This is a genomic window from Serratia sp. szju (genome assembly GCF_044594185.1).
In the GTDB taxonomy this organism is placed as follows: Bacteria; Pseudomonadota; Gammaproteobacteria; order Enterobacterales; family Enterobacteriaceae; genus Serratia; species Serratia bockelmannii.
In genome coordinates this window covers 3,825,184-3,848,745 of sequence record NZ_CP172576.1, presented here as the reverse complement: position 1 = coordinate 3,848,745, position 23,562 = coordinate 3,825,184, and the positions used below count along the sequence as shown (strand labels likewise).

The window sequence follows — 23,562 nt, the reverse complement described above, 5'->3', positions numbered from 1 at the left end:
TTAATCGCTATGAGTCATAACCAAAAGCGGTGTTGAATTTCTTTCATTATCAAAGGAGTACTGGTGACGGAACGATAAAGAACACGAGGATAAACGCGGAGACCGGCATTGCCGCCGGGAACGCCGTGAATCGGCGGTGACATAAATTCAGGCAATCAATATAGATTATTCCAGCCGAAGCTTAACGTATCCTTAGGGCAATTCATTTTGTGAGCGATCGTCAAAAATAATTTAATACGAATCGTTTTCACTATCATTATTGATGTTCTTGGCTAAAATCGGCCTGCTTGCGCTTGCCAGGCGATATTCGTTTTCTTCATTCGAACGCTAAAAAGGATAACTGCATGAAGCTGCGTATTTCATCTCTCGGCCCCGTCGCCCTGCTCGCCTCCTCGATGATGCTGGCCTTTGGCGCTCAGGCGGCCTCCGCCGACCAGGGCATCGTTATTTACAACGCCCAGCATGAAAATCTGGTGAAATCCTGGGTCGACGGGTTTACCAAAGACACCGGCATCAAAGTCACGCTGCGCAACGGCGGCGACAGCGAGCTGGGCAATCAGCTGGTGCAGGAAGGCAGCGCCTCGCCTGCCGACGTGTTCCTGACGGAAAACTCCCCGGCGATGGTGTTGGTGGATAACGCCAAGCTGTTCGCCCCGCTGGACGCCGCGACGTTGGCCCAGGTAGAGCCGCAATATCGCCCCAGCCACGGCCGCTGGACCGGCATCGCCGCCCGTTCTACCGTGTTCGTCTACAACCCGGCCAAACTGACCGACGCGCAGTTGCCGAAGTCGCTGCTGGATCTGGCCAAGCCGGAATGGAAAGGCCGCTGGGCCGCTTCGCCATCGGGCGCCGATTTCCAGGCGATCGTCAGCGCGCTGCTGGCGCTGAAAGGCGAGAAAGCCACGCTGGAGTGGCTGAAAGCGATGAAAACCAACTTTACCGCCTATAAAGGCAACAGCACGGTGATGAAAGCGGTCAATGCCGGCCAGATCGACAGCGGCGTGATCTATCATTACTACCCGTTCGTCGACGGCGCTAAAACCGGCGAGAACAGCAACAACATCAAGCTGTATTACTTCAAACATCAGGATCCGGGCGCGTTCGTCAGCATCTCCGGCGGCGGCGTGCTGGCTTCCAGCAAGCATCAGCAGCAGGCGCAGGCCTTCATCAAGTGGATCACCGGCAAACAGGGCCAGGAGATCCTGCGCACCAACAATGCCTTCGAATACGCCGTCGGCGTCGGTGCGGCCTCCAACCCGAAACTGGTGCCGCTGAAAGATCTGGACGCACCGAAAGTAGACGCCGCGCAGCTGAACAGTAAAAAAGTGGTCGAACTGATGACCGAGGCCGGCCTGCTGTAAGGCCCGCCGGCAAACCGAGAGTTTTTGATCGTTATGTCAAACCTGAGTACCCACGCCGCGCAGACCGCGCGGCGTTATTCTGTTGTCCCCCTTCATCCGCGGCCAGGGGCGATCGTGATGGCCAGCGCTGTGTTACTGTCGCTGCTGGCGCTGTTGCCGCTGGGATTCGTTATCGGCGTGGCGTTTGAAACCGGCTGGCAAACGGTCAAAGCACTGGTTTTCCGCCCACGCGTGGCGGAACTGCTGTTGAATACTCTGCTGTTGGTGGTGTTAACGCTGCCGATCTGCGCCGTGCTGGGCGTGGCCCTGGCCTGGTTGACCGAACGCACCACGCTGCCGGGCCGCCGTCTCTGGGCGGTATTGGCCACCGCGCCGTTGGCGGTGCCGGCCTTTGTGCAAAGCTATGCCTGGATCAGCCTGGTGCCGTCGATGCACGGCCTGGGCGCCGGCGTTTTCATCTCGGTGCTCGCCTATTTCCCGTTCATTTACCTACCGGCCGCCGCGGTCTTGCGCCGTCTGGATCCCGGTATCGAAGACGTCGCTACCTCACTCGGCTCGCGGCCGCCGGCGGTGTTTTTCCGCGTGGTGCTGCCGCAGCTGAAGCTGGCGGTCTGGGGCGGTTCGTTGCTGATCGCGCTGCACCTGCTGGCGGAGTATGGCCTGTACGCCATGATCCGTTTCGATACCTTTACCACCGCGATCTTCGATCAGTTCCAGTCGACCTTCAACGGCCCGGCGGCCAACATGCTGGCCGGCGTGTTGGTGCTGTGCTGCCTGGGGTTACTGTTGCTTGAGGCGATAAGCCGCGGCCGCGCGCGCTATGCCCGCGTCGGTTCCGGCAGCGCCCGCAGCCAAACGCCGCGTCGCCTGTCAGCGCCGTTCGCCGCACTGGCGCTGCTGCTGCCGATCGCGCTGACCGCGTTGGCGCTGGGCGTGCCTTTCATCACCCTGGCCCGCTGGCTTTGGCTGGGTGGATTCGAGGTGTGGCGTAACGCCGAGCTGTGGCCCGCGCTGTGGCAAACGCTGTCGCTGTCCGCCGCTGGCGCATTGTTGATTACGCTGTGCGCCATTCCGATGGCCTGGCTGTCGGTACGCTATCCGGCCCGGCTGTATCGGGTGCTGGAAGGCTGCAACTACGTGACCAGCTCGCTGCCTGGTATCGTGGTGGCGCTGGCGCTGGTGACCATCACCATTCACAGCTTCCGGCCGATTTACCAGACCGAAATCACCCTGCTGCTGGCATATCTGCTGATGTTTATGCCGCGGGCGCTGATCAATCTGCGCGCCGGTATCGCACAGGCGCCGGTGGAATTGGAAAACGTGGCGCGCAGCCTCGGCAAATCGCCGGCGCAGGCGCTGTGGAGCACCACGCTGCGGCTGGCGGCGCCGGGCGCCGCTGCGGGCGCCGCGCTGGTGTTTCTGGCGATCGCCAATGAACTGACCGCCACGCTGCTGCTGGCGCCGAACGGCACCCGCACGCTGGCCACCGGATTTTGGGCGCTGACCAGCGAGATAGACTATGTCGCCGCCGCGCCTTATGCGCTGATTATGGTGGCGCTGTCGCTGCCGCTCACCTGGCTTCTTTACTCTCAATCTAAACGTACGGCGGGACTATGAGCACGCTCGAACTGCACGGTATCGGAAAATCTTACAATGCCATCAGGGTGCTGGAACACATCGACCTGCAGGTTGCCGCCGGCAGCCGCACGGCGATCGTCGGCCCTTCCGGCTCCGGCAAAACCACCCTGCTGCGCATCATCGCCGGCTTTGAAATCCCCGACGGCGGCCAGATCCTGCTGCAAGGGCAAGCCATGGGCAACGGCGGCGGCTGGGTGCCGGCGCATCTGCGCGGCATCGGCTTCGTCCCGCAGGATGGCGCACTGTTCCCGCACTTTACCGTTGCCGGCAACATCGGTTTTGGCCTTAAAGGAAGCAAACGCGAGAAACAGCACCGTATTGAGGCGCTGATGGAAATGGTAGCGCTGGATCGCCGCCTGGCCGCGCTGTGGCCGCACGAGTTGTCCGGCGGACAGCAGCAGCGGGTCGCGCTGGCGCGCGCTTTGTCGCAACAACCTCGGCTGATGTTGCTGGATGAGCCGTTCTCGGCGTTGGATACCGGCCTGCGCGCCGCCACCCGCAAAGCGGTGGCCGAACTGCTGACGGAGGCCAAAGTGGCGTCGATTCTGGTTACGCACGATCAGAGCGAGGCGCTGTCGTTCGCCGATCAGGTGGCGGTGATGCGCAACGGCCGGCTGGCGCAGGTGGGCGCGCCGCAAGATCTCTATCTGCGCCCGGTCGATGAACCGACCGCCAGTTTCCTTGGCGAAACGCTGGTGCTGACCGCCGAACTGGCGCAGGGCTGGGCAGACTGCGCATTGGGGCGCATCGCCGTCGACGATCGCCAACGCAGCGGCTCAGCGCGCATCATGCTGCGCCCGGAGCAGATTCAAATCGGTTTATCCGATCCGGCGCAGCGCGGCCAGGCGGTGATCACCGGCATCGATTTCGCCGGCTTCGTCTCCACCCTCAATCTGCAAATGGCGGCCACCGGCGCACAGCTCGAGATCAAAACCGTCAGCCGCGAAGGCCTGCGGCCCGGTGCACAGGTCAATCTCAACGTGATGGGCCAGGCGCATATTTTCGCCGGCTGACTCTCTTGTGGCCGGGCTGCCCCGGCCTCCTCAGCGGCAAACCTTGTCGCGGCGCGGCTTTTTCGGCGCCAGCAGATACTCCACCACGCTTTCGTCAACGCAGCTGTCGATGCCGTTCAGCGCCAGCGTATGTCCGTCGCGTTCGCGGGTGATCAGCGGGCTTTTAAAGGCGGCGGCCATCACCTGGGCGTTGCGGTACGGCGTGGTCGGATCGTAGCGCTGGGCGACGAACAGCAGCGGCGGCAGCGCGGCGGACGCCACCGGGGTGTGCGGCCGATCTTTGCCGCGGTACGGCCATAGATCGCACATTTCCAGCGGATACTCGTGTAGCGGCAGGTAGTGAGCGTACAAAGCGGCGGTATTGATCTCCTGCCGCTGCCTGCGCAACTGCTGCGGATCGGCCGTCGGGTTGGCGACGTCGGCGCAGGTGATGACGTTCAGGGCATCATCGGCATCCGGCGAATAGCTTTCGTCAATCAGATCGGAAACCTGCTGCCCGGCGATGCCGGCATCGAGTTGACGCAGCACGGTCGCCAGCTCATGCCAGCGCTCCGGCCACAGCAGCAGCGAACGCGTGACCGTCAGCACATCGTCGGCGGAGATTTCATAGCCCGCCGCAGTGACGAACGGTTGATCGTGCAGCTTGCGCAGTAAGGCATGATAGCGCTGCAGCGCCTGATTAGCGCCGCCGCCCAGCTGGCAGCTGTCGGTTTTGCCGCAGTAGGCGGCGAAGCGCAGGAAGCTTTGCTGGAAGCCCCGCTCCTGGTTCATGCGCTGGGTGAAGTCGTCCTCCGCCAGATCCACCACCCCGTCCAGCACCAGCGCGCGCGTCTTCTTCGGAAAACGTTCGGCATACAGCGCCGCCACCTTGGTGCCGTAAGAGTATGCCACCGCCGTCAGCCCCGGTTCGCCCAGCGCGTGGCGGATCGCGTTCAGATCGTTGACCGCCTCGTCGGTGCCGATGTGTTGCAACACGTCCGCGCCGGTCTGTTTGATGCAGGCGGCAATCAGGGTGCGCGTCTGATTCTCCGCGCCGGCAACGTCGTTATCGTCCGGCGTCGGGGTTTCGTCGCCTTCGGCCAGCTGACAAGAAATTTTCGGCGTCGACTGACCGACGCCGCGCGGATCGTAACCGATGATATCGTAGGATTTTCGCAGTCTGGCGACGTGGGCGTCGTTGCCCAGATAGGGGTTGATGCCCGGCAGGCCTGGGCCCCCGCTGATCATTACTACGCTGCCCTTTTTCGGCCCGGTAGCGGGCTGCAGGGTCAGTGCCAGACGCACGGTCTGTTCGCCCGCCTGCGCCGCATGGGCGGGCGGCGTGGCGTAGGCTAACGGCACCTCGAGGTAACCGCAGCGCAGCCCCGGCGGTGGCGCCTCATCGAACCAGCGCTGAAAACCGCTGTTGAGACAAGATTGCCAACGAATGCCGTTCTCGACCGCCATGCCGTGAGCCGCCGGCTTGGCCAGGGCGGGCAACGCGGCGGCGGTCGCGGCGAACAGCGCCAGAATACGCAGTACTGACATGGGGAGTCCTTTCAACTCAACGAATCGGTCAAAGGGTAAAGATACTCGGTTAAACCGCTAGCCAATAGAACATAAAAAAACGCGCGGGTGAAGCCGACGCCGTGCGTATGGAAAGACTTTTCTTTGCTCAGATTGATCTTATAACGCACAGAATGCTGCAAAAAATGCCATTCACCTGCTAGGCTTAGTGTTCGTTAACCCACAAGGAACAGGAGAGCAGCATGTTTGGTAAAGCGGAAGACAAAGCCAATGAAGCCGCAGGCGCGGTACAAGAAGCGTTCGGCAAAGCCGTTGATTCGCCGGAGCATCAGGTGCGCGGCGCGGCGCGCAAATACGCCTCCCAGGCCAGCTATGCCGCCCGTGACGCAGCGGACAGCGTAAGAACGCAGGTGGAAGCCAACCCGCTGGCCGGCGTAGCCGTTGCAGCAGCGGTCGGCATCGTTTTCGGCTTCCTGCTGGGACGCAAATAAGCGGCGAATGCGCCCTACGACAACAGGCCCGTTACGGGCCTTTTTTTTCGCCCTTTTCTGCACCGGCGCCGTTATGCGCGCAAACTTTCATCTATCACAGCCATCGCTTAAAAAAACTAACGCCTTCAACTACGATTAGTTTGTGACCAGAGCGAGGCTCTGCAATCCGGCGGATAACCCTATGAGGATTATCATCATTATCCATGCTGTTTAAGCCGCTCTCCTTCATGCGGCTAAGAAAGGTTAATTATGGCTCGCACCACCCCTATCGAACGTTACCGCAATATCGGCATCTCCGCGCATATCGATGCCGGCAAGACCACCACCACCGAGCGGATTCTGTTTTACACCGGGGTCAGCCACAAGCTGGGTGAAGTGCATGACGGCGCGGCGACCATGGACTGGATGGCGCAGGAACAGGAGCGCGGCATCACCATCACCTCGGCGGCCACCACCTGCTTCTGGAACGGCATGCAGCATAATTATCCGCAGCACCGCATCAATATCATCGACACCCCCGGGCACGTCGATTTCACCATTGAAGTGGAGCGTTCGATGCGCGTGCTGGACGGCGCCGTGATGGTCTATGACTCGGTGGGCGGCGTGCAGCCGCAGTCGGAAACCGTCTGGCGCCAGGCCAACAAGTACAAAGTGCCGCGGCTGGCGTTCGTCAACAAGATGGACCGCATCGGCGCGGATTTTTTCCGCGTGCGCAAAATGATGATCGAGCGCCTGAAAGCCAACCCGGTGCCGATCGTTATCCCTATCGGCGCCGAAGATCACTTCAGCGGCGTGGTGGATCTGGTGCGGATGAAAGCCATTCTGTGGGACGAGGCCTCGCAGGGCATGAACTTCAGCTTCGAAGAGATCCCGGCAGAGCTGCGCGACTCGGCGCAGGAGTGGCGTGAAAACATGATTGAGGCCGCCGCCGAAGCGTCGGAAGAACTGATGGAGAAATACCTCAACCAGGTGCCGCTGAGCGAAGAGGAGATCGTTCACGGGCTGCGGGTGCGCACCGTCGCCGGCGAAATCCAGCCGATGCTGTGCGGGTCGGCGTTCCGCAACAAAGGGGTGCAGCGCATGCTGGATGCGGTGATCGAGCTGATGCCCTCGCCGCTCGACGTGCCGCCGATGGAAGGCCACGGTGAACACGATGAAATCATCACTCGCAAAGCCGACGACAACGAAAAATTCTCGGCGCTGGCGTTCAAGCTGATGACCGATCCGTTCGTCGGCCAACTCACCTTCGTGCGCGTCTACTCCGGGGTGCTGGCCAAAGGCAGCAGCGTTTACAACCCAATCAAGGGCAAAAAGGAGCGCATCGGCCGCATCGTGCAGATGCACGCCAACGATCGTAAGGACATCGACGAACTACACGCCGGCGACATCGCCGCCTGCGTCGGCCTGAAGGACGTCACCACCGGCGATACGCTGTGCGACCCTGGCGCCATCATCACGCTGGAGCGCATGACCTTCCCCGAGCCGGTGATCGCCCAAGCGATCGAGCCGAAGACCAAGGGCGACCAGGAGAAAATGGGCATCGCGCTGCAGCGGCTCTCTTCGGAAGATCCGTCGTTCCGCGTGCGCACCGATGAAGAATCCGGCCAAACCATTATCTACGGCATGGGCGAGCTGCACCTGGAGATCATCGTCGATCGCATGCGCCGCGAGTTCGGTGTGGAGACCACCACCGGCAAACCGCAGGTGTCTTACCGCGAAACCATCCGCAAACGGGTGGCCGACGTGGAAGGCAAGTTCGTGCGCCAATCCGGCGGTAAAGGGCAATACGGCCACGTGGTGCTGACCGTCGAGCCGAACGAACCCGGCAAAGGCTTCGAGTTTTTCGATGAGATCAAGGGCGGCGTCATTCCGGGCGAGTTTATCCCGGCGGTGAAAAAAGGCGTGCTTGAGGCGCTGAATAACGGCGTGCTGGCCGGTTATCAGGTGGTGGACGTCAAGGTACACCTGACCTTCGGTTCTTACCATGATGTCGACTCGTCGGAACAGGCGTTCCGCATGGCGGCGATCTTCGGCTTCAAGGACGCCTGCCGCCTGGCGGACCCGGTGATCCTTGAGCCGATCATGTCGGTAGAAGTGGAAACGCCGGAGGATTATGCCGGCAACGTGATGGGCGACCTCTCCTCACGCCGCGGTCTGGTACAGGGTATGGAAGAGATCCCGGGCGGCGGCGGCAAGGAAATTCGCGCCAAGGTGCCGCTGTCCGAGATGTTCGGTTACTCGACCACCCTGCGTTCGATGTCGCAGGGCCGCGCCACCTACACCATGGAATTTAGCCACTACGCCGAAGCGCCGCGCAACGTGGCCGAAGAAATCATTCACCACAGCAAGCGTTAACCCTCGCGCCCGCCTTCGCGGCGGGCGTCACCTCGGCTTGTCCTCCAACGCCACCACCACCGGCTGCGGCTTGATACGCATGGCGTACACCACGCCGGCGATCAGGCAAACGATGCCGGCCAATGTCAGCAGCGGCGGCCAGGCCTGGCGCAGCAGAAAGGTATAGGCCAACCCCGCCAGAATTTCGAACACGATAAGCGGCCCCACCAACACCGTCGGCAGCCGCTGGCTGGCTTCGTTCCAGCACAGCGCCCCCAGCCAGGAGCAGAACACGCCAATAACTAGCATCAGCGGGATAAACACCTCAGGGCGCGGGCCGAACGGCAAGGCAAACGCCGGTTCGCTCAGCGCCAATTGGCCGCAGACCGCCAGATAGCCCAGCAGCGCCAGCGGCAGCGTCACCAGCCCCTGCGCCGTGGCCCAGGTGGCCGGCCGCTGCGTCGGGTTCTCCCGCAGCCAACGCGAATTGCGCAGCGGGAACCAGGTCCAGCACGCCACCGCCAACGCGGCCAGCCCAAGGCCGCTGAGATAGCGCCAGCCGTCGATCGGCACCGCATTGCCGCGCAGTTCGGCGATGTTTACGCACGCTAACCCGCAGACGATCAGCAGCAGCGCCGGCGCCAGCTTGCTCCAGGCCAGCCGCCCGTCGTGCCTGCCGTAAAACAGATTGGCGCAGATGGCGATCACCACCGGCAAGGTGCCGATGATCATGGTCGATACCGGTGCGCCGGTACGCTGAATGGCGCTGGCCAGGCACAGGTAGTACAGCAGATTGCCGATGGCCGTCAGTTTGAGCGCTTCCAGCCAATCCTGGCGCCGCAGCTTGCGCAGGCGGCGGCGATCGAACCACGCCAGCGGCAAGGTGATCAGCCCGAAGGCCAGATAGCGCCCGGTGGACTGCAGCGCGGCGGGATAATCCGGCACCAGCAGCGGGCCGACGAAAATCAGTCCCCACATCAGCCCGGCGGCCAGGGCAAACACAACGCCAATGAACATAACGACTCCGACAAACGGCCGGCGCGGCCAACCCGCCCGACAAGACAGCGGCAGAGTAACGAAAACGCGGGGAGGAATTATTGTAGCAGGTTGCTGTTTTAGCCCAATTTCACCTGTTTCTGGAAACGCACTGGCGTGACGCCGTAACGGTTGGCGAAGGCACGCGTCAGGTGAGCCTGATCGGTCAGCCCCGCCGCCGCCGCCACCTGTGCAGCGGGCATGCCGCGCTCCAGCATGCGTTTGGCCTGTGACAGCCGGATCGCCATCAGCATCTGCTGCGGCGAAACGTGATATTCGGCCTTGAACTTGCGCAGGAAATGGTACGGGCTGAGCGACACCAGCTCGGCCAGTTGGTTGAGGGTCACGGCCTCGGCGAAGTTATCGTGCAGGTAGCTTTTCACCACCTCGAAACGGTGCGCCGCCTCGGCTTTCTCTCGCCGCCCGGTACGGATGTGCGGGTGCAACACCTCGACCGCCTCCAACAGCAGGCCGTCGAGCGTGAGCGGATCGTCGGTTTGCCACAGCGTGGCGAGAATGGCGGACAGGCGCTGCGCCGCCCGCGGATCGTGGCGCACCGCATCGGTAAACCACTGGCACCGATCGCCGGACAGCTGCTCCAGCGCCTCGGGCGCCAGGTAGAGCATGCGATAACACCAGCCGCCCGGCGTTTCGGCTTCGCCGGTGTGCAGCTCGTCCGGGTTCATCAGCACCAGCGCGCCCGGCGCCGCCAGGTGCTGCGCCCCGCGATAGCGAAAACGCTCCGCCCCGGTGTCCACGGTGCCGATGGCGAAGGCGTCGTGGGTATGCGGCTCGAAGGCATAGCGTTCGATATGCGCCTGATAGAGTTCGACGCCGGGCAGATGCGACAAATGCCGGAACTGCGCGCAGTCCTTCTCGAACGGAAACTGTTGTGGAACCCCTTGCACCCGACCTCCTCATCCGTGCTGACAATCTGCTCAGCATAGCCAAAACATCGCCGGTTGAGTAGCCGCCCTGCTCCTTTCGTGCCCCTCGCCTGGACGATCGCCGCCATTCGGCGTAGGGTTAAGGTCCCTGTCCCTTTCAGACGGGCCGCATCGCGAAGCTCATCGGCCCCTGACACTCCGCAAACAAGAGGCAACAATGTATCCGGATACTCAACTGTATATCGATGGACAATGGCGCAGCGCACTGGCCGGAAAAACCCTGCCGGTCACCAATCCCGCTACCGACGAGGTCATCGGTCAAGTGGCGCATGCCGCCGCAGAGGATCTCGATCTGGCGCTGGCCGCCACCGAGCGCGGATTTAACGTCTGGCGCGACACCGCCGCGCACCAGCGCGCCAACCTGATGCGCAAAGCCGCGGCGCTGCTGCGCGAACGCGCCAACGCCATCGCCGCCGTCATGACGCAGGAACAGGGCAAACCGGTGGCGCAGGCCAAAGTCGAAATTCTCAACGCCGCCGACGTTATCGACTGGTTCGCCGGCGAAGCCACCCGCACCTACGGGCAGATCATTCCTTCCCGCGCCCGCGATGTACAGCAGCAAACCCTCAAGCTGCCGGTCGGCCCGGTGGCCGCCTTCACGCCGTGGAACTTCCCGATCAACCAGATCGTGCGCAAGCTGTCCGCCGCGCTGGCGGCGGGCTGTTCCATCATCGTCAAAGGCCCGGAAGAAACGCCGGCCTCACCGGCTGAGCTGATCAAAGCCTTCGCCGACGCGGGTATTCCGGCCGGGGTGATCGCGCTGGTGTACGGCACCCCGGCGGAAATCTCGGAATACCTGATCCCGCATCCGACCATTCGCAAGATCTCCTTCACCGGCTCCACCCGCGTGGGCAAGCATCTGGCGGCGCTGGCCGGCCAGCATATGAAAAAGGCCACCATGGAACTGGGCGGCCACGCGCCGGTGCTGATCTTCGACGATGCCGATCTCGACGCGGCGGCCAAAGAGCTGGCGCAGTCCAAGTTCCGCAACGCCGGCCAGGTCTGTATCGCCCCGACCCGCTTCCTGATCCAACAAGGCGTTTATGAGGCCTTCGTGGAGAAATTCACCGCCGCGGTGCGTGAGCTCAAGCTCGGCAACGGGCTGGAAGACGGCGTGACGATGGGGCCGATGGTGCTGGGCCGCAGCGTCGACAATATCGAGGCGCTGGTGCAGGATGCCGTCGCCCACGGGGCGAAGGCCAGCACCGGCGGCAAGCGCGTGGCGGGCAAAGGCAACTTCTTCGAGCCGACGGTGCTACGCGACGTGCCGCTGAGCGCGCGCGCCATGTCGGAAGAGCCGTTTGGCCCGGTCGCCCTGCTGCGCCCGTTCGCTACCTATGACGAGGCGATCGCCGAAGCCAACCGCCTGCCGTACGGCCTGGCCGCCTACGCTTACAGCCGCAACATCGCCACGGTCAATGCGCTGGGGCGCGACGTGGAGAGCGGCATGCTGAGCATCAACCACATCGGTTTCGGCCTGCCGGAAACGCCGTTTGGTGGCGTGAAAGACTCCGGCCACGGCACCGAAGGCGGCAGCGAAGCGATCAAATCCTACCTGGAAACGCGCTTTGTCACCGTCGCCGGCCGATAATCGCCCGGCGGATGAATAGCCAGAAGCCCCGCAATGCGGGGCTTTTTTTTTACTCACCGGCCAGTTCGAACAGCTGCCGCGCCGCCGGGGTCAGCCCCAGCATGTGAATACAGGCATGCACCATGCCCGGCAACCGTTCGCAGCGCACCGGCACGCCCGCCTCGCGTAGCCGCTGCGCATACTGCTCGGCCTCATCGCGCAGCGGATCGTATTCGCAGCTCAGGATGGTGGCCGGCGGTAACCCGCGCAGCGTGGCGGCATACAACGGTTCCGCGCCGGGATCACGCCGCTGGCCCAGATACTGCTGCCAACAAAACCCCATCGCGTCGCGCGTCAGAAAGTGCCCCTCGGCAAACTCGCGATAGCTCGTCGTCGCCATCTCGCGGCTGAGCGCCGGGTACAGCAGCAGCTGGCGCTCGATGTGCGGGCCGCCGCGATCCCGCGCCAACAGCGCGACCGCCGCCGCCAGATTACCCCCGGCGCTGTCGCCGCCCACCGCCAGGCGCTGCGCGTCGATCCCCAACTGCGACGCCCGTTGCGCCACCCAGCAGAGCGCCTGATAGACATCTTCCAGCGGCTGTGGAAACGGGTATTCCGGCGCCAGACGATAGTCAACCGACAGGATCACCCGGCCGGTGGCGTTAGCCAACGCCTGACAGGGCCGATCGTACAACGCCAGTGAGCCGAGGCACCAGCCGCCGCCGTGGGCGAACAGCATCGCCGGCTGCGCGGTCGTGCCGTTTTCCCCCGCCGGTAGATAGGCGCGCAGTGCAATCCGGTGTCCATCGGCGGCGACCACCGTATGGTCCCTGACGCCGCCGCTCGGTTCCGCCTCGCCCTGCAGCTGGCGTAAACCGGTTTCCGTGGCCGCGCGCATTGCCGCCAACGAAGCGGGTAGCGGCGCGTCGGCCGAGGCCGCCAAAAAGGCGGCGATGTGTTCATCAAGCGGCATGTTGCTCTCCCGCCAGGAACGGCGCAATCAGCGCGATAAACGCCTCATGACACTCCTCGGTGATGAAATGGCCGCAGCCGGCGACGGTTTCGCCCCGCAGATCGCGCGCATTGCCATGTAGCGTCGTCAGCGGCGCGTCGCCGGTGGCGTGCTCCGCTCCCACCGTCAACACCGGCATAGTCAACGGCGTGGCGGCGCGCAGCCGGTTCTGGCGAACGGTCTCCGGGATCGCCCGGTAATAGTCGAATCCGGCGCGCAGGCCGCCCGGCGCCGAATAGGCGGCGATATAGACCTCAGCCGCCACCCGATCGCGCCGATAAGACCAGCGGTTGAAGATATAGCCAAGATACTCCCGCTCGCGCCCCTGGGTCAGGGTCTCCGGCAAATCCGCCAGCTGGTTGAACATGAAATGCCACAGGAAGATATTCTCCTCCGGCGCGACGAAAATCGGCGGCGGCGGCGCCAGGCCGGGGATCACCGCCTCCGTCAGTACCAGACGCTCCACCGCCTGCGGGAAATCGCTCGCCATGGCGTAACCGATCCACATGCCGATGTCGTGGCCGACCAGTTGGTAACGTTGATGGCCCAGCTGCGCCATCATCGCGTGCAACGCCGCACCGATGCTGCCGGTGTCGTAGCCGCCAGCGGGCTTGTCAGAGTCGCCGATGCCCGGCGGATCGACGGCGATCGCCTGAAAACCGGCCGCCGCCAAGGCGCGCATCACATAACGCCAGGTGTACCAGGTTTGCGGCCAGCCGGGGATCAGCAGCACCGGCCGCCCTTCGCCGGCCACCACGCAGTGAAGGCGCCGGCCGTTGACCTGGGTATAGACGTGTTCCGCCGCGAGATCCTGCAACAGGATCTCGTTTTGACTGTGTTTCATGGGGTTAACTCCCTGTGGGGTCAGGCTCAGCGAATGCCGAGCAAGGCATTGATCTGCTGAGGATTGACCGGCGCACCGGCGAAGTCATCGAACACTTTGTCGGTGACGCGGATAATGCGATCGCGAATGAAGGCTGCGCCTTCGCGCGCGCCGTCCTGCGGGTTTTTCAGGCAACATTCCCACTCCAATGCCGCCCAGCCCGAATAGCCGTACTGCGTCAGGCGCGAAAAGATGCCGTTGAAATCAACCTGGCCGTCGCCCAGCGAGCGGAAGCGGCCGGCGCGATCGATCCAGGATTGATAGCCGCCGTAAATGCCCTGGCGACCGGTCGGATTGAACTCGGCGTCCTTGACGTGGAACATGCCGATAACGTCCTTATAGATATCGATAAACTCCAGATAGTTAAGCTGCTGCAGCACCATATGGCTCGGATCGAACAGCACCCGACAACGCGGGTGGTTGCCGACGCGCTCAAGAAACTTCTCGAACGTCACGCCGTCGTGCAGATCCTCACTTGGGTGAATTTCATAACACAGGTTGATGCCCTGTTCTTCGCAGGCGTCGAGCACCGGCAGCCAGCGTTTGGCGAGTTCGTCGAACGCGGTGTCGATCAATCCTTCCGGGCGCTGTGGGAACGGGAACAGATAGGGCCAGGCCAGCGAACCGGAAAAGGTGCCCAGCTCGCTGAGCCCGAGCCGCGCCGACGCCTTCACCGCCAGCAGCATTTGCTGCCGCGCCCACTCGCCGCGCGCCTGCGGATTGCTCTGCAGCGCCGGCGGCGCGAAGCTGTCAAACAGCGCATCGTAAGCCGGGTGTACCGCCATCAGCTGGCCGAAGATATGGCTGGTCAATTCACTGACCACCAACCCCTGCTCCGCCAACATCCCGGTCAGATCGTCGCAGTATGTTTGGCTTTCCGCGGCAGTGGCCACGTCGAATAAACGCCGATCCCAGGCCGGGATCTGCAAGGCGGTAAAACCGGTTTGCGCCGCCCACTCGGCGATGGCCGGCAGGCTGTTGAACGGCGCTGTCTCATCGCTGAACTGCGCGAGATGTAGGCTTGGACCTTTGAGGGTTTTCATCGTAAACTCCTATTGGTTGTCGATTGACAAACAATAGAGGCAAGGCGCGATGACCGCAAGCGAAATTTATAAAGACATTGGTATTCCCGCCGATTTAAGCGATCCTATGTCGCTGAATGGCAGGTAAATTGGAGCAGAGAATGGCTGGCAGACCGCGTGAGTTCGACCGCGAACAGGCGCTCTTGAAGGCGCGAAACTTATTTTGGCGGCAAGGTTACGAAGGCACCTCGATGTCGGATCTGGTGGCGGAATTGGGCATTGCTTCCGCGCGCATCTACAAGGCGTTCGGCTCCAAAGAGCAGCTGTTCCGCGAGGCAATCGCCAGTTACGAAACCGAGGAAGGCGGCTTCGCCGATCGCGCCTTCGCGCAGGAAAGCGGCATTCGCCCGGCGATCCAACGTATGCTGGAAGATGCCGTGCGCCTCTACAGCCGGCCAGATCTGCCGCAGGGCTGCATGGTGGTCTCCGCCGCCGCCAGCGTCAGTGCGGAAAACGATGGGCTCAAAACCTGGCTGGCAGAGCATCGGTTGCAGCGTACGCAGCAGATCGTCGAACGGCTGCGGCAGGCGATGCAAACCGGCGAATTGCCGGCCGATACCGACGCCGACAGCCTGGGTGACTATTTCGCCGTCTTCCTGCACGGCCTGTCGATTCAGGCACGTGACGGCGTCACTGAAGAGCGGCTATTGGCAGCGGTAAAGGTGGCGCTGGCGGTCCTGGGCGCCGCTTAATCCTCCGGCAGATCGACAATCACCAGCGTGCCTTCGCTGCCCGGCAACACGCGATGCGGCACGCCGGCCGCGGCCTGATACAGCTGGCCGGCGCGCACCACCACCACTTCCCCCGCCACCTGCAGCCGCAGGTGGCCGCTGATCACCAGCAATCCTTCGCTGTAATCATGCACTTCATCCGCAATGCTGCGCGCGTCCATGCGCAGCACTTTGATATTGGCCGCACCGACGCGGCCCAGCACGGCAGAACGCCAAGCCTCGGGCAGTTCGGCCGCCTGCTGGTTTAAATCGAACAGCATCGTCATACCTTATCGCGACACAGGAACCCGCACTCTACTGCAAGCCGCCAGGTGCTGAAAGACGCGTTGGTTGTAGATTATGCCCCGACGTTCTGAGCCGCCGCCTCACGCCGCAGCCATTGCCGCAGATTTTCGCCTTCCTGCGACAGCTCGCTATCCAGTCGAGCGCACAGGTAATAATCGCGGCCGTCGTCGATCGGCAGATCGAACATTTTGATCAACTCACCGCTCTCAAGGTACTGGGCGATTAACGGTTCACGCATCAACGCGCACCCTAGCCCCGCCTGCACCGCCGCCAGTGTCAACAATCCGTCTTCAAACATCGGCCCGATGCTGCGCAGCGGGCGTTTAACGCCGGCCAGCTGAAACCATTGCATCCAGGTATTGCGCTCCTCGTCGTGCAGCAGCGGCAGCGTCGCCAGCTGATCCGGCGTATCCAGCAAACCGTGCAGTTTACTGAATGCCCGGCTGCACACCGGCACCATTTGGCCAGACATCAGCTTTTCGCTGCGATAGCCGGTCCACTGCCCAACCCCGAAGCGAATCGACAGATCGGCGGCGTCGCTCAGGTAATTGCGGTGGTTGGCGTAAACCACATTGATGTCGATATCCGGATTTTCGCGCAAAAAGCCACGCAGCCGCGGAATGAACCAGCCCATGCCGAACAGCGGGATCAGGCTGATGGTCACCTGCCGCGATGCGGACTGCTCGCGCACGTGTTCGGTCGCCTGGCGCAGCACGTTGAACGCCGAGCGAATCGAACGGTAATACTCCCGCCCCTCGCTGCGCAGCACCAGGTTACGCCCCTGCCGTTCGGTCAACGGCATCTGCAAAAATGCCTCCAGCGTTTTGAGTTGATGACTGACCGCCGAAGGCGAAATCATCAGCTCGTTAGCCGCCGCGCTGATGCCACCCAGGCGCGCGATGGCTTCGAACGCCCGCACGGCGCGCAGCGGCGGATCGTTCGGCAGCATCGGCAATGGCTCATCGTACTGTTCTGTTTTTTTCATATATTGACTGTTTTTGGGAAATCGACACTGAAGGGATGGGTTCAATATACATAAAAATCAACGTATTAAAATCACTCGTTTTTTGTATAAGAAAGTATTTTTCCGTATTTTACAATTTTTTTAAATTCTCTACTGTGAGCCTCCTGACTCATTATCTCCGGACTCTCCTTATGGATACGCTGGTACAGCAAACCGTCAACGGTTTGATGCTCGGCAGCATCTATGCGCTGATCGCGCTCGGTTACACCATGGTGTACGGCATCCTACGCATCATCAATTTCGCGCACGGCGACGTGCTGATGGTCGGTGCCCTGAGCGCGTTGTCGGCGATCGGCGTGTTGCAACACCACTTTCCCGCGTTATCGCCGTACGCCACGCTGCTGCTGGCGGCCCTGTTCGCCATGGCGGTCTGCGCCATTACCTCGATGGCGATCGAGCGTCTCGCCTACCGCCGGTTGCGCACTGCGCCGCGCCTGGCTCCGCTGATCAGCGGCATCGGCGTCTCGCTGCTGCTGCAAACCCTGGCGATGCTGATCTGGTCACGTAATCCCCTGATGTTTCCGCAGCTGCTGCCAATGACCCCCATCGCCCTGACCGCAGGCAGCGGCGGGCATGCGCCGGCGGTGATCACCGGCACGGCGATCGTCACGCTGGCGGTGGCCGTCGCGGTCATGGCCGGCCTCTGGCTGCTGGTCGAGCACAGCCGTTTCGGCCGCGCCATGCGCGCCACGGCGGAAAACCCGCAGGTCGCCGGCCTGATGGGCATCAGTCCTGACCGCATCATCGTTCTGACCTTTGCGCTCGGCGGCGCGCTGGCGGCGGTGGCCGGCATCATGATGGCCAGCAACTACGGCAACGCCGGTTTCTCGATGGGCTTTCTGCCGGGCATCAAGGCGTTTACCGCCGCCGTGCTCGGCGGCATCGGCAACCTGCGCGGCGCGATGCTCGGCGGATTGCTGCTGGGCCTGTTCGAATCGCTGGGCACCGGCTATCTCGGCGAGCTGACCGGCGGCGTGTTCGGCAGCAACTACCAGGACGTGTTCGCGTTTCTGGTGCTGATCGCCGTGCTGGTCTTCCGCCCCTCCGGGCTCTTGGGCGAACGCATCGCCACGCGCGCATAAGGACATCACCATGACCGTTTTGACTCCCCCCGTTCCTCTGGCCACGCCGCGTCGCGCCAGGCTGGGGCTGACGCTGTTCATTCTCGCGCTGCTGCTGGCGCCCTGGGTGGCGGGCGCCACCGGCGGCAACTACTGGGTGCGGGTCGTCGACTTCGCCCTGCTGTACCTGATGCTGGCGCTCGGGCTGAACATCGTGGTGGGCATGACCGGGTTGCTGGACATGGGCTTTATCGCCTTTTACGCCGTCGGCGCCTATTTGGCCGCGCTGCTGTCGTCACCGCATCTGACGCAGCAATTCCCGCTGCTGCTGCAGTGGTTCCCCGACGGGCTGCACCTGTCGATGCTGTGGCTGATCCCGCTGGCGGCGCTGCTGGCGGCGGCGTGCGGCATCCTGCTTGGCGCGCCGACGCTGCGGCTGCGCGGCGACTATCTGGCGATCGTCACGCTCGGTTTCGGCGAGATCGTGCGCATTCTGATGCGTAACCTCGATCGCCCGGTCAACCTCACCAACGGCCCTAAAGGCATTTCCGGCATCGACCCGGTCAGCCTGTTCGGCCTGAAGTTCTCCGGCATGCATGAGTGGTTCGGCGTGCGTTTCTCCGGGCTGCATCTCTATTACTACCTGTTCGCCGCACTGCTGCTGGCGATCCTGTTTATCAGCCTGCGGCTGCAAAACTCGCGCATTGGCCGCGCATGGACAGCGATCCGCGAAGACGAGGACGCCGCGCGGGCGATGGGCATCAATACCCGCAACTTCAAGCTGCTGGCCTTCGCCATCGGCGCCACCTTTGGCGGTGTGGCCGGCGCGTTGTTTGCCGCGTTTCAGGGCTTCGTGTCGCCGGAATCGTTCACTCTGCAGGAATCGATCGCCGTACTGGCGATGGTGGTGCTCGGCGGCATGGGGCACATCCCCGGCGTGATCCTGGGCGCGCTGCTGCTGGCCGCCCTGCCGGAGCTGCTGCGCAGCAGCATGGGGCCGCTGCAGCAGGCGCTGTTCGGCCAGGTGCTGATCGACCCGGAAATCATTCGCCAACTGTTTTACGGCCTGGCGTTGATCCTGGTGATGCTGTATCGCCCGGCGGGCCTGTGGCCGGCTCGCCATGCTGGGAGGACCGCCGCATGACGCCACTGCTCGCTTTAAATCACGTCAGCAAACGTTTCGGCGGCCTGACGGCGGTGGATGACGTCAGCATGAGCATCCGCCAGGGGGAAATCTACGGCCTGATCGGGCCGAACGGCGCCGGTAAGACCACCTGCTTCAACCTGATCACCGGCCTGTATCGCGCCGACGCGGGCGAATTCCGCCTGGCGGGCCAGCGCTATAAGCCCCAGGCGATCGACAAAGTGGCGCAGGCCGGCATTGCCCGCACCTTCCAAAACCTGCGGTTGTTCAATGAAATGAGCGTGCTGGAAAACGTGATGGTCGGCTGCCACGTGCGCACCCGCAACGGCCTGTGGGCGACGATCGCCCGGCACCGTCGCGCCAGGGAGGAGGAACAGGCGGTGCGCGATAAATCTCATGCGCTGCTGGAGTACGTCGGCATCAGCCAATTCGCCCATTACCGCGCCGGCGATCTCGCCTACGGCCATCAGCGGCGGCTGGAGATCGCCCGCGCGCTGGCGACCGAGCCCCGGTTGCTGGCGCTGGACGAACCGGCGGCCGGCATGAACGCCGGAGAAAAAGTGGCGCTGCGCGAACTGCTGCTGCGCATCCGCGACAGCGGCAAAACGCTGCTGCTGATCGAACATGACGTCAAGCTGGTGATGGGCCTGTGCGATCGGCTGACGGTGCTGGATTACGGCAAAGCGATCGCCGAAGGCGAACCGGCGCAGGTGCGACGCGAACCGGCGGTCATTCAAGCCTATCTGGGAGGCGGCGCGCATGTCTGAAGCCCTGCTGAGCGTTAAACGACTCAAAGTGTCTTATGGCGGTATTCATGCGGTCAAAGGCATCGATTTCACGGTGAACGCCGGCGAACAGGTGACGCTGATCGGCGCCAATGGCGCGGGAAAAACCTCCAGCCTGCGGGCGCTGACCGGCCTGCAGCCGTTTGAGGGCGACATCCTGTTCGACGGCCGTTCGATTCGCGGCATGCCGCCGCACCGCTTGCTGCAACAAGGGCTGGTGATGGTGCCGGAGGGACGCGGCATTTTCACCCGCCTGACGGTGCGAGAAAACCTGCAGCTGGGCGCCTATGCGCGGCGTGACGCATCGGCGGTGCGGCAAGATTTCGAACGCGTGTGCGCCACCTTCCCACGGCTGAGCGAGCGCCTGCATCAACCGGCCGGGCTGCTTTCCGGCGGTGAACAACAGATGGTGGCGATGGGCCGCGCGCTGCTCAGCCGCCCGCGGCTGCTGATATTGGACGAACCGTCGATGGGGCTGGCGCCGATTGTGGTGGAGGCCATTTTCTCGGTCATCAAGCAGTTAGCCCGTGACGGCGTCACGCTGCTGTTGGTCGAGCAGAACGCCCGCCTGGCGCTGGCGTCCACCGATCGCGCCTACGTATTGGACAGCGGCAGCCTGAGCCACAACGGCCGCTCCGCCGACATGCTGGACGATGAAAAAATCAAACAGATCTATTTGGGTGAATAACCGTTGTTACCTTTAACCGCACCAGGAGTATGACATGCAGCAGAACATTCGCATCAAGCCGTTGGCGCTGGCCGCCATGACAATGATCCTGAGCCTCCCGGCGCTGGCGGACGACACCGTGCTGATCGGCCTGGCCGGGCCGCTGACCGGCCCTTCCGCGCGCATCGGCAAAGATCTCGAAAACGGCGCACGGCTGGCGATCGCCGACGCTAACGCACAGAAACCGACGCTGAACGGCAAACCGGTCACCTTCAAATTACTGTCCGAGGACGATCAGTCCGACCCGCGCACCGCCGTGGCCGTGGCGCAGCGCTTGGTCGACGAAGGCGTCGCCGGCGTGGTCGGCCACTGGAACACCGGCACCAGCATCCCGGCGGCGCGCATCTACCACGACGCCGGTATCGCTCAGGTGGCGCCGGTGGCGACCGGTCACGGCTACACGCAGCAAGGCTTTGACACCAGCTTCCGCGTGATGGGCCACGACGACGACGGCGGCAACTACGCCGGGCAATATGCGGTGAAAACGCTGAAAGCCAAGCGTATCGCGGTAATCGACGATCGCACCGCTTTCGGCCAGGGGCTGGCGGACGAGTTTATCAAATCGCTGCAGGCCCAGGGCGTGCAGCCGGTCACCCGCGAGTATGTGGATGACAAGACCGTCGATTTCAGCGCCGTGCTGACCACCGTGCGCAGTAAAAACGCCGATCTGATTTTCTTCGGCGGCGTGGATTCTCAAGCGGCGCCGCTGGCGCGCAAACTGAAACAGCTGGGCATGAACGCGCAGCTGATGGGCGCCGGCGGCTTTGTCAGCCAGACCTTCCTGACGCTGGCGCAGCGGGAAGGCGAAGGCGTGGTGGCGCTGGAGCCAGGGCTGCCGCTGGAACAGATGCCGGGCGGCAAGGCGTTTGAACAAGCCTACCGCGATCGTTACCACACCCACATCGAACTGCATGCGCCCTTCGCCTACGACGCCACCCGGGTGCTGATCGCCGCCATCGAACAGGCCGGCTCGGCCGATCCGGCCGATTATCTGCCGACACTGCGCGCCATACATTACCAGGGCGTGACCGGCGCCATCGCCTTCGATGCGCAAGGCAACCTGCAGCAGCCGAGCTTCACCCTGTACCGGGTGGTCGACGGCAAATGGCAGCCGCAAACCGTGTTGGGCGGCGCCAAACCACAATAAATCAAGAGGAGCAAGGCGATGAGCTGTGCAAATAACGAATTGGGCATTTTGGCCCGCAGAAAGATTGAAGCGGAGATCATCAAACCGATCTACCAGATCCTGGTGCGTGAAATCGGCAAGGCGCGCGCTCAGGCGGTGATCGGCGAAGCCATCGAGAATGCCGCCATCGCGGCGGGCAAACAGTTCGCCGCCCAGGAGCCGAACGGCGCGGATCTGCGCAGCTTCGCCGCCTTGCAGTACCTGTGGGAAAAAGACGATGCGCTGCGCGTCGAGGTGATCAACCAGGATGCGCAGCACTTCGACTATAACGTCACCCGCTGCCGCTACGCCGAGATGTATCACGAGATGGGGCTGGGGGAGATCGGCCACCTGCTCTCCTGCGCCCGCGACAGCCAGTTCATCGTCGGCTATGCCCCAGAGGTTGACCTGCAGCGCAGCCAAACCATCATGTCCGGCGCCCCCTGCTGCGATTTTCGCTACACCGCCAAAACGTCGGGAGAAGAACAATGACGTATCGGGTCAACGGCGAGCGCCTGTGGCAAAGCCTGCAGACGATGGCGCAGTTCGGCGCCATCGCCGATAACGGCGTCACCCGGCTGGCGCTGAGTGAAGAAGATCGCCAAGCGCGCGAGCAGCTGCGCGCCTGGGCGCTGGAGGCAGGTTGTAACGTGCGCGTCGATCGGATGGGCAACATGTTCCTGCGCCGTGAAGGCGCGCGCCCCGAATTGCCACCGGTGGTCACCGGTTCTCACGGCGACTCGCAGCCCCGCGGCGGCCGTTTCGACGGCATCTACGGCGTGCTGGCCGGATTGGAGGTTATTCGTACCCTTAACGATCGGCAGATCGTCACCGAACGTCCGATTGAAGTGATCAACTGGACTAACGAAGAAGGCGCACGCTTTGCGCCGGCGATGATCGCCTCCGGGGTGTTCGCCGGGGTATTCGACCTGGAATACGGCCTGACGCGCCGCGACGAGCACGGCGTCAGCCTTGGCGACGCACTGGAACGCATTGGTTACGCCGGCGAGCACCCGGTGGGCGGCACGCCGATCCACGCCGCCTTCGAACTGCACATCGAACAGGGGCCGATTCTGGAAGCGGAACATCTCGACATCGGCGTGGTGACCGCCGCACAAGGGCAGCGCTGGTATGAGCTGGAGGTCGTCGGCTTCAGCGCCCATGCCGGCACCACGCCAATGGATCGGCGCCGCGATGCCCTGCTGGGCTTTACGGCGCTGGTCACGGCGGTCAACCGCATCGGTTGGGATTTTGCGCCCGATGCGCGCGCCACGGTGGGCATGGCGCAAATTACCCCCCATTCACGCAACGTGGTGCCGGGACGCGTCTTTTTCAGCGTCGAATTCCGCCATCCGCAAGAGTCTACCCTGGAGCAGATGGAGCAGCGTCTGCTGACGGCGGTAAACCACGTCAACGGCGACGGTCTGACCGCCCGCGCCGACCGCATCTTCCAGTATCCCCCTATCGCTTTTGATCGGGGCTGCATCGACAGCGTACGCCACGCCGCGCAAGCATTGGGCTATCGCCATCGCGACATGATTTCCGGCGCCGGCCACGATGCCTGTTACCTTAACCGCGTCGCCCCGACCGCCATGATTTTCATTCCCTGCGTGGATGGCATCAGCCACAACGAGCGGGAAGATATCACCCCCGCCTGGGCCGCCGCAGGCGCCGACGTGTTGCTCAACGCCCTGCTGGCGCACACCTGCGCCTGATCCTCGCCCCGGTTTCTCGCCGGGGCAAAAAAATATTCAACAAAACGGTTGAA

Annotated in this window: 22 protein-coding genes; 14 read left to right on the top strand and 8 right to left on the bottom strand. The window is 63.1% G+C overall.

All coding sequences use genetic code 11. The features are described from left to right. The first annotated feature begins 344 nt into the window (after positions 1–344). From RE418_RS18220 to RE418_RS18210, 3 genes are read left to right on the top strand one after another with little or no spacing between them, the layout of a single operon-like run. Positions 345–1,361 (top strand): iron ABC transporter substrate-binding protein, encoded by a 1,017-nt coding sequence (locus tag RE418_RS18220; protein WP_043143486.1) that lies wholly within the window; start codon positions 345–347, stop codon positions 1,359–1,361. A 33-nt stretch (positions 1,362–1,394) separates the two neighbouring features. Beyond that, positions 1,395–2,978: an iron ABC transporter permease gene (locus tag RE418_RS18215; protein ID WP_043143484.1), complete on the top strand. Its 1,584-nt coding sequence runs from the start codon at positions 1,395–1,397 to the stop codon at positions 2,976–2,978. Further along, positions 2,975–4,012, top strand: coding sequence for an ABC transporter ATP-binding protein (locus RE418_RS18210; protein ID WP_025302920.1), 1,038 nt, complete (start codon positions 2,975–2,977; stop codon positions 4,010–4,012). The genes RE418_RS18215 and RE418_RS18210 overlap by 4 nt, the downstream gene beginning before the upstream one ends. Positions 4,013–4,042: 30 nt before the next feature. On the opposite strand, the gene RE418_RS18205 is transcribed toward RE418_RS18210, so the two are convergent. Continuing rightward, a complete protein-coding gene (locus RE418_RS18205) occupies positions 4,043–5,539 on the bottom strand; it encodes an alpha/beta hydrolase (protein ID WP_043143479.1) in 1,497 nt (498 codons plus the stop codon). Between the two features lie 221 nt (positions 5,540–5,760). Here RE418_RS18205 and RE418_RS18200 point away from each other — a divergent pair, with 221 nt between their 5' ends. Next, positions 5,761–6,009 (top strand): CsbD family protein, encoded by a 249-nt coding sequence (locus tag RE418_RS18200; protein WP_016927634.1) that lies wholly within the window; start codon positions 5,761–5,763, stop codon positions 6,007–6,009. A 249-nt stretch (positions 6,010–6,258) separates the two neighbouring features. After that, a complete protein-coding gene (gene fusA / locus RE418_RS18195) occupies positions 6,259–8,364 on the top strand; it encodes an elongation factor G (protein WP_049205661.1) in 2,106 nt (701 codons plus the stop codon). A gap of 27 nt (positions 8,365–8,391) precedes the next feature. On the opposite strand, the gene RE418_RS18190 is transcribed toward fusA, so the two are convergent. Both RE418_RS18190 and RE418_RS18185 read right to left on the bottom strand, forming a co-directional pair. Continuing rightward, a complete protein-coding gene (locus RE418_RS18190; protein WP_089180939.1) occupies positions 8,392–9,360 on the bottom strand; it encodes a DMT family transporter in 969 nt (322 codons plus the stop codon). 98 nt (positions 9,361–9,458) lie between these two features. Then, positions 9,459–10,286, bottom strand: coding sequence for an AraC family transcriptional regulator (locus tag RE418_RS18185; RefSeq protein WP_089180940.1), 828 nt, complete (start codon positions 10,284–10,286; stop codon positions 9,459–9,461). Between the two features lie 196 nt (positions 10,287–10,482). Between RE418_RS18185 and RE418_RS18180 the strand changes: the two genes are divergently transcribed. Further along, positions 10,483–11,916 (top strand): NAD-dependent succinate-semialdehyde dehydrogenase, encoded by a 1,434-nt coding sequence (locus RE418_RS18180; protein ID WP_089180941.1) that lies wholly within the window; start codon positions 10,483–10,485, stop codon positions 11,914–11,916. Positions 11,917–11,965: 49 nt separating this feature from the next. On the opposite strand, the gene RE418_RS18175 is transcribed toward RE418_RS18180, so the two are convergent. Genes RE418_RS18175 through RE418_RS18165 form a run of 3 tightly spaced genes read right to left on the bottom strand, consistent with a single transcriptional unit; the run spans position 11,966 to position 14,833 of the window. Further along, positions 11,966–12,868, bottom strand: coding sequence for an alpha/beta hydrolase (locus tag RE418_RS18175; protein ID WP_089180942.1), 903 nt, complete (start codon positions 12,866–12,868; stop codon positions 11,966–11,968). Next, on the bottom strand, positions 12,858–13,751 hold the full coding sequence (locus RE418_RS18170; protein ID WP_089180943.1) for an alpha/beta fold hydrolase: 894 nt from the start codon (positions 13,749–13,751) through the stop codon (positions 12,858–12,860). Before RE418_RS18170 ends, RE418_RS18175 begins: the two co-directional genes overlap by 11 nt. Before the next feature lie 26 nt (positions 13,752–13,777). Beyond that, positions 13,778–14,833: a sugar phosphate isomerase/epimerase gene (locus tag RE418_RS18165; protein WP_089180944.1), complete on the bottom strand. Its 1,056-nt coding sequence runs from the start codon at positions 14,831–14,833 to the stop codon at positions 13,778–13,780. A 140-nt stretch (positions 14,834–14,973) separates the two neighbouring features. On the opposite strand from RE418_RS18165, the gene RE418_RS18160 reads away from it, so the two are divergent. Further along, positions 14,974–15,564 (top strand): TetR/AcrR family transcriptional regulator, encoded by a 591-nt coding sequence (locus tag RE418_RS18160; protein ID WP_043143468.1) that lies wholly within the window; start codon positions 14,974–14,976, stop codon positions 15,562–15,564. On the opposite strand, the gene RE418_RS18155 is transcribed toward RE418_RS18160, so the two are convergent. Further along, on the bottom strand, positions 15,561–15,863 hold the full coding sequence (locus RE418_RS18155; protein ID WP_043143548.1) for a cupin domain-containing protein: 303 nt from the start codon (positions 15,861–15,863) through the stop codon (positions 15,561–15,563). The genes RE418_RS18160 and RE418_RS18155 overlap by 4 nt on opposite strands. 77 nt (positions 15,864–15,940) lie before the next feature. After that, on the bottom strand, positions 15,941–16,873 hold the full coding sequence (locus tag RE418_RS18150) for a LysR substrate-binding domain-containing protein (protein ID WP_043143466.1): 933 nt from the start codon (positions 16,871–16,873) through the stop codon (positions 15,941–15,943). 170 nt (positions 16,874–17,043) lie between these two features. Between RE418_RS18150 and RE418_RS18145 the strand changes: the two genes are divergently transcribed. The 7 genes from RE418_RS18145 to RE418_RS18115 all read left to right on the top strand — a co-directional run bounded on the left by RE418_RS18145 (position 17,044) and on the right by RE418_RS18115 (position 23,509). Next, entirely contained in the window at positions 17,044–17,994 is a 951-nt protein-coding gene (locus RE418_RS18145; protein WP_043143464.1) for a branched-chain amino acid ABC transporter permease, read from the top strand. Positions 17,995–18,004: 10 nt separating this feature from the next. Continuing rightward, positions 18,005–19,117, top strand: coding sequence for an ABC transporter ATP-binding protein (locus RE418_RS18140; protein ID WP_089180945.1), 1,113 nt, complete (start codon positions 18,005–18,007; stop codon positions 19,115–19,117). Beyond that, positions 19,114–19,884, top strand: coding sequence for an ABC transporter ATP-binding protein (locus tag RE418_RS18135; protein ID WP_089180946.1), 771 nt, complete (start codon positions 19,114–19,116; stop codon positions 19,882–19,884). Before RE418_RS18140 ends, RE418_RS18135 begins: the two co-directional genes overlap by 4 nt. Further along, a complete protein-coding gene (locus RE418_RS18130; RefSeq protein ID WP_089180947.1) occupies positions 19,877–20,590 on the top strand; it encodes an ABC transporter ATP-binding protein in 714 nt (237 codons plus the stop codon). Before RE418_RS18135 ends, RE418_RS18130 begins: the two co-directional genes overlap by 8 nt. A gap of 76 nt (positions 20,591–20,666) precedes the next feature. Beyond that, complete coding sequence (locus RE418_RS18125) at positions 20,667–21,776, top strand: branched-chain amino acid ABC transporter substrate-binding protein (RefSeq protein ID WP_375547450.1); 1,110 nt, start codon at positions 20,667–20,669, stop codon at positions 21,774–21,776. Between the two features lie 18 nt (positions 21,777–21,794). Next, positions 21,795–22,286, top strand: coding sequence for an L-2-amino-thiazoline-4-carboxylic acid hydrolase (locus RE418_RS18120; RefSeq protein ID WP_043143456.1), 492 nt, complete (start codon positions 21,795–21,797; stop codon positions 22,284–22,286). After that, positions 22,283–23,509 (top strand): Zn-dependent hydrolase, encoded by a 1,227-nt coding sequence (locus tag RE418_RS18115; RefSeq protein ID WP_399675404.1) that lies wholly within the window; start codon positions 22,283–22,285, stop codon positions 23,507–23,509. Before RE418_RS18120 ends, RE418_RS18115 begins: the two co-directional genes overlap by 4 nt. Positions 23,510–23,562 lie beyond the last annotated feature (53 nt).

Excerpts from the sequence above, each read along its gene's own strand:
- RE418_RS18220 (WP_043143486.1), top strand. The coding sequence starts at position 345 with ATGAAGCTGCGTATTTCATCTCTCGGCCCCGTCGCCCTGCTCGCCTCC.
- RE418_RS18215 (WP_043143484.1), top strand. The coding sequence starts at position 1,395 with ATGTCAAACCTGAGTACCCACGCCGCGCAGACCGCGCGGCGTTATTCT.
- RE418_RS18210 (WP_025302920.1), top strand. The coding sequence starts at position 2,975 with ATGAGCACGCTCGAACTGCACGGTATCGGAAAATCTTACAATGCCATC.
- RE418_RS18205 (WP_043143479.1), bottom strand. The coding sequence starts at position 5,539 with ATGTCAGTACTGCGTATTCTGGCGCTGTTCGCCGCGACCGCCGCCGCG.
- RE418_RS18200 (WP_016927634.1), top strand. The coding sequence starts at position 5,761 with ATGTTTGGTAAAGCGGAAGACAAAGCCAATGAAGCCGCAGGCGCGGTA.
- fusA (WP_049205661.1), top strand. The coding sequence starts at position 6,259 with ATGGCTCGCACCACCCCTATCGAACGTTACCGCAATATCGGCATCTCC.
- RE418_RS18190 (WP_089180939.1), bottom strand. The coding sequence starts at position 9,360 with ATGTTCATTGGCGTTGTGTTTGCCCTGGCCGCCGGGCTGATGTGGGGA.
- RE418_RS18180 (WP_089180941.1), top strand. The coding sequence starts at position 10,483 with ATGTATCCGGATACTCAACTGTATATCGATGGACAATGGCGCAGCGCA.
- RE418_RS18175 (WP_089180942.1), bottom strand. The coding sequence starts at position 12,868 with ATGCCGCTTGATGAACACATCGCCGCCTTTTTGGCGGCCTCGGCCGAC.
- RE418_RS18170 (WP_089180943.1), bottom strand. The coding sequence starts at position 13,751 with ATGAAACACAGTCAAAACGAGATCCTGTTGCAGGATCTCGCGGCGGAA.
- RE418_RS18165 (WP_089180944.1), bottom strand. The coding sequence starts at position 14,833 with ATGAAAACCCTCAAAGGTCCAAGCCTACATCTCGCGCAGTTCAGCGAT.
- RE418_RS18160 (WP_043143468.1), top strand. The coding sequence starts at position 14,974 with ATGGCTGGCAGACCGCGTGAGTTCGACCGCGAACAGGCGCTCTTGAAG.
- RE418_RS18155 (WP_043143548.1), bottom strand. The coding sequence starts at position 15,863 with ATGCTGTTCGATTTAAACCAGCAGGCGGCCGAACTGCCCGAGGCTTGG.
- RE418_RS18150 (WP_043143466.1), bottom strand. The coding sequence starts at position 16,873 with ATGAAAAAAACAGAACAGTACGATGAGCCATTGCCGATGCTGCCGAAC.
- RE418_RS18145 (WP_043143464.1), top strand. The coding sequence starts at position 17,044 with ATGGATACGCTGGTACAGCAAACCGTCAACGGTTTGATGCTCGGCAGC.
- RE418_RS18140 (WP_089180945.1), top strand. The coding sequence starts at position 18,005 with ATGACCGTTTTGACTCCCCCCGTTCCTCTGGCCACGCCGCGTCGCGCC.
- RE418_RS18135 (WP_089180946.1), top strand. The coding sequence starts at position 19,114 with ATGACGCCACTGCTCGCTTTAAATCACGTCAGCAAACGTTTCGGCGGC.
- RE418_RS18130 (WP_089180947.1), top strand. The coding sequence starts at position 19,877 with ATGTCTGAAGCCCTGCTGAGCGTTAAACGACTCAAAGTGTCTTATGGC.
- RE418_RS18125 (WP_375547450.1), top strand. The coding sequence starts at position 20,667 with ATGACAATGATCCTGAGCCTCCCGGCGCTGGCGGACGACACCGTGCTG.
- RE418_RS18120 (WP_043143456.1), top strand. The coding sequence starts at position 21,795 with ATGAGCTGTGCAAATAACGAATTGGGCATTTTGGCCCGCAGAAAGATT.
- RE418_RS18115 (WP_399675404.1), top strand. The coding sequence starts at position 22,283 with ATGACGTATCGGGTCAACGGCGAGCGCCTGTGGCAAAGCCTGCAGACG.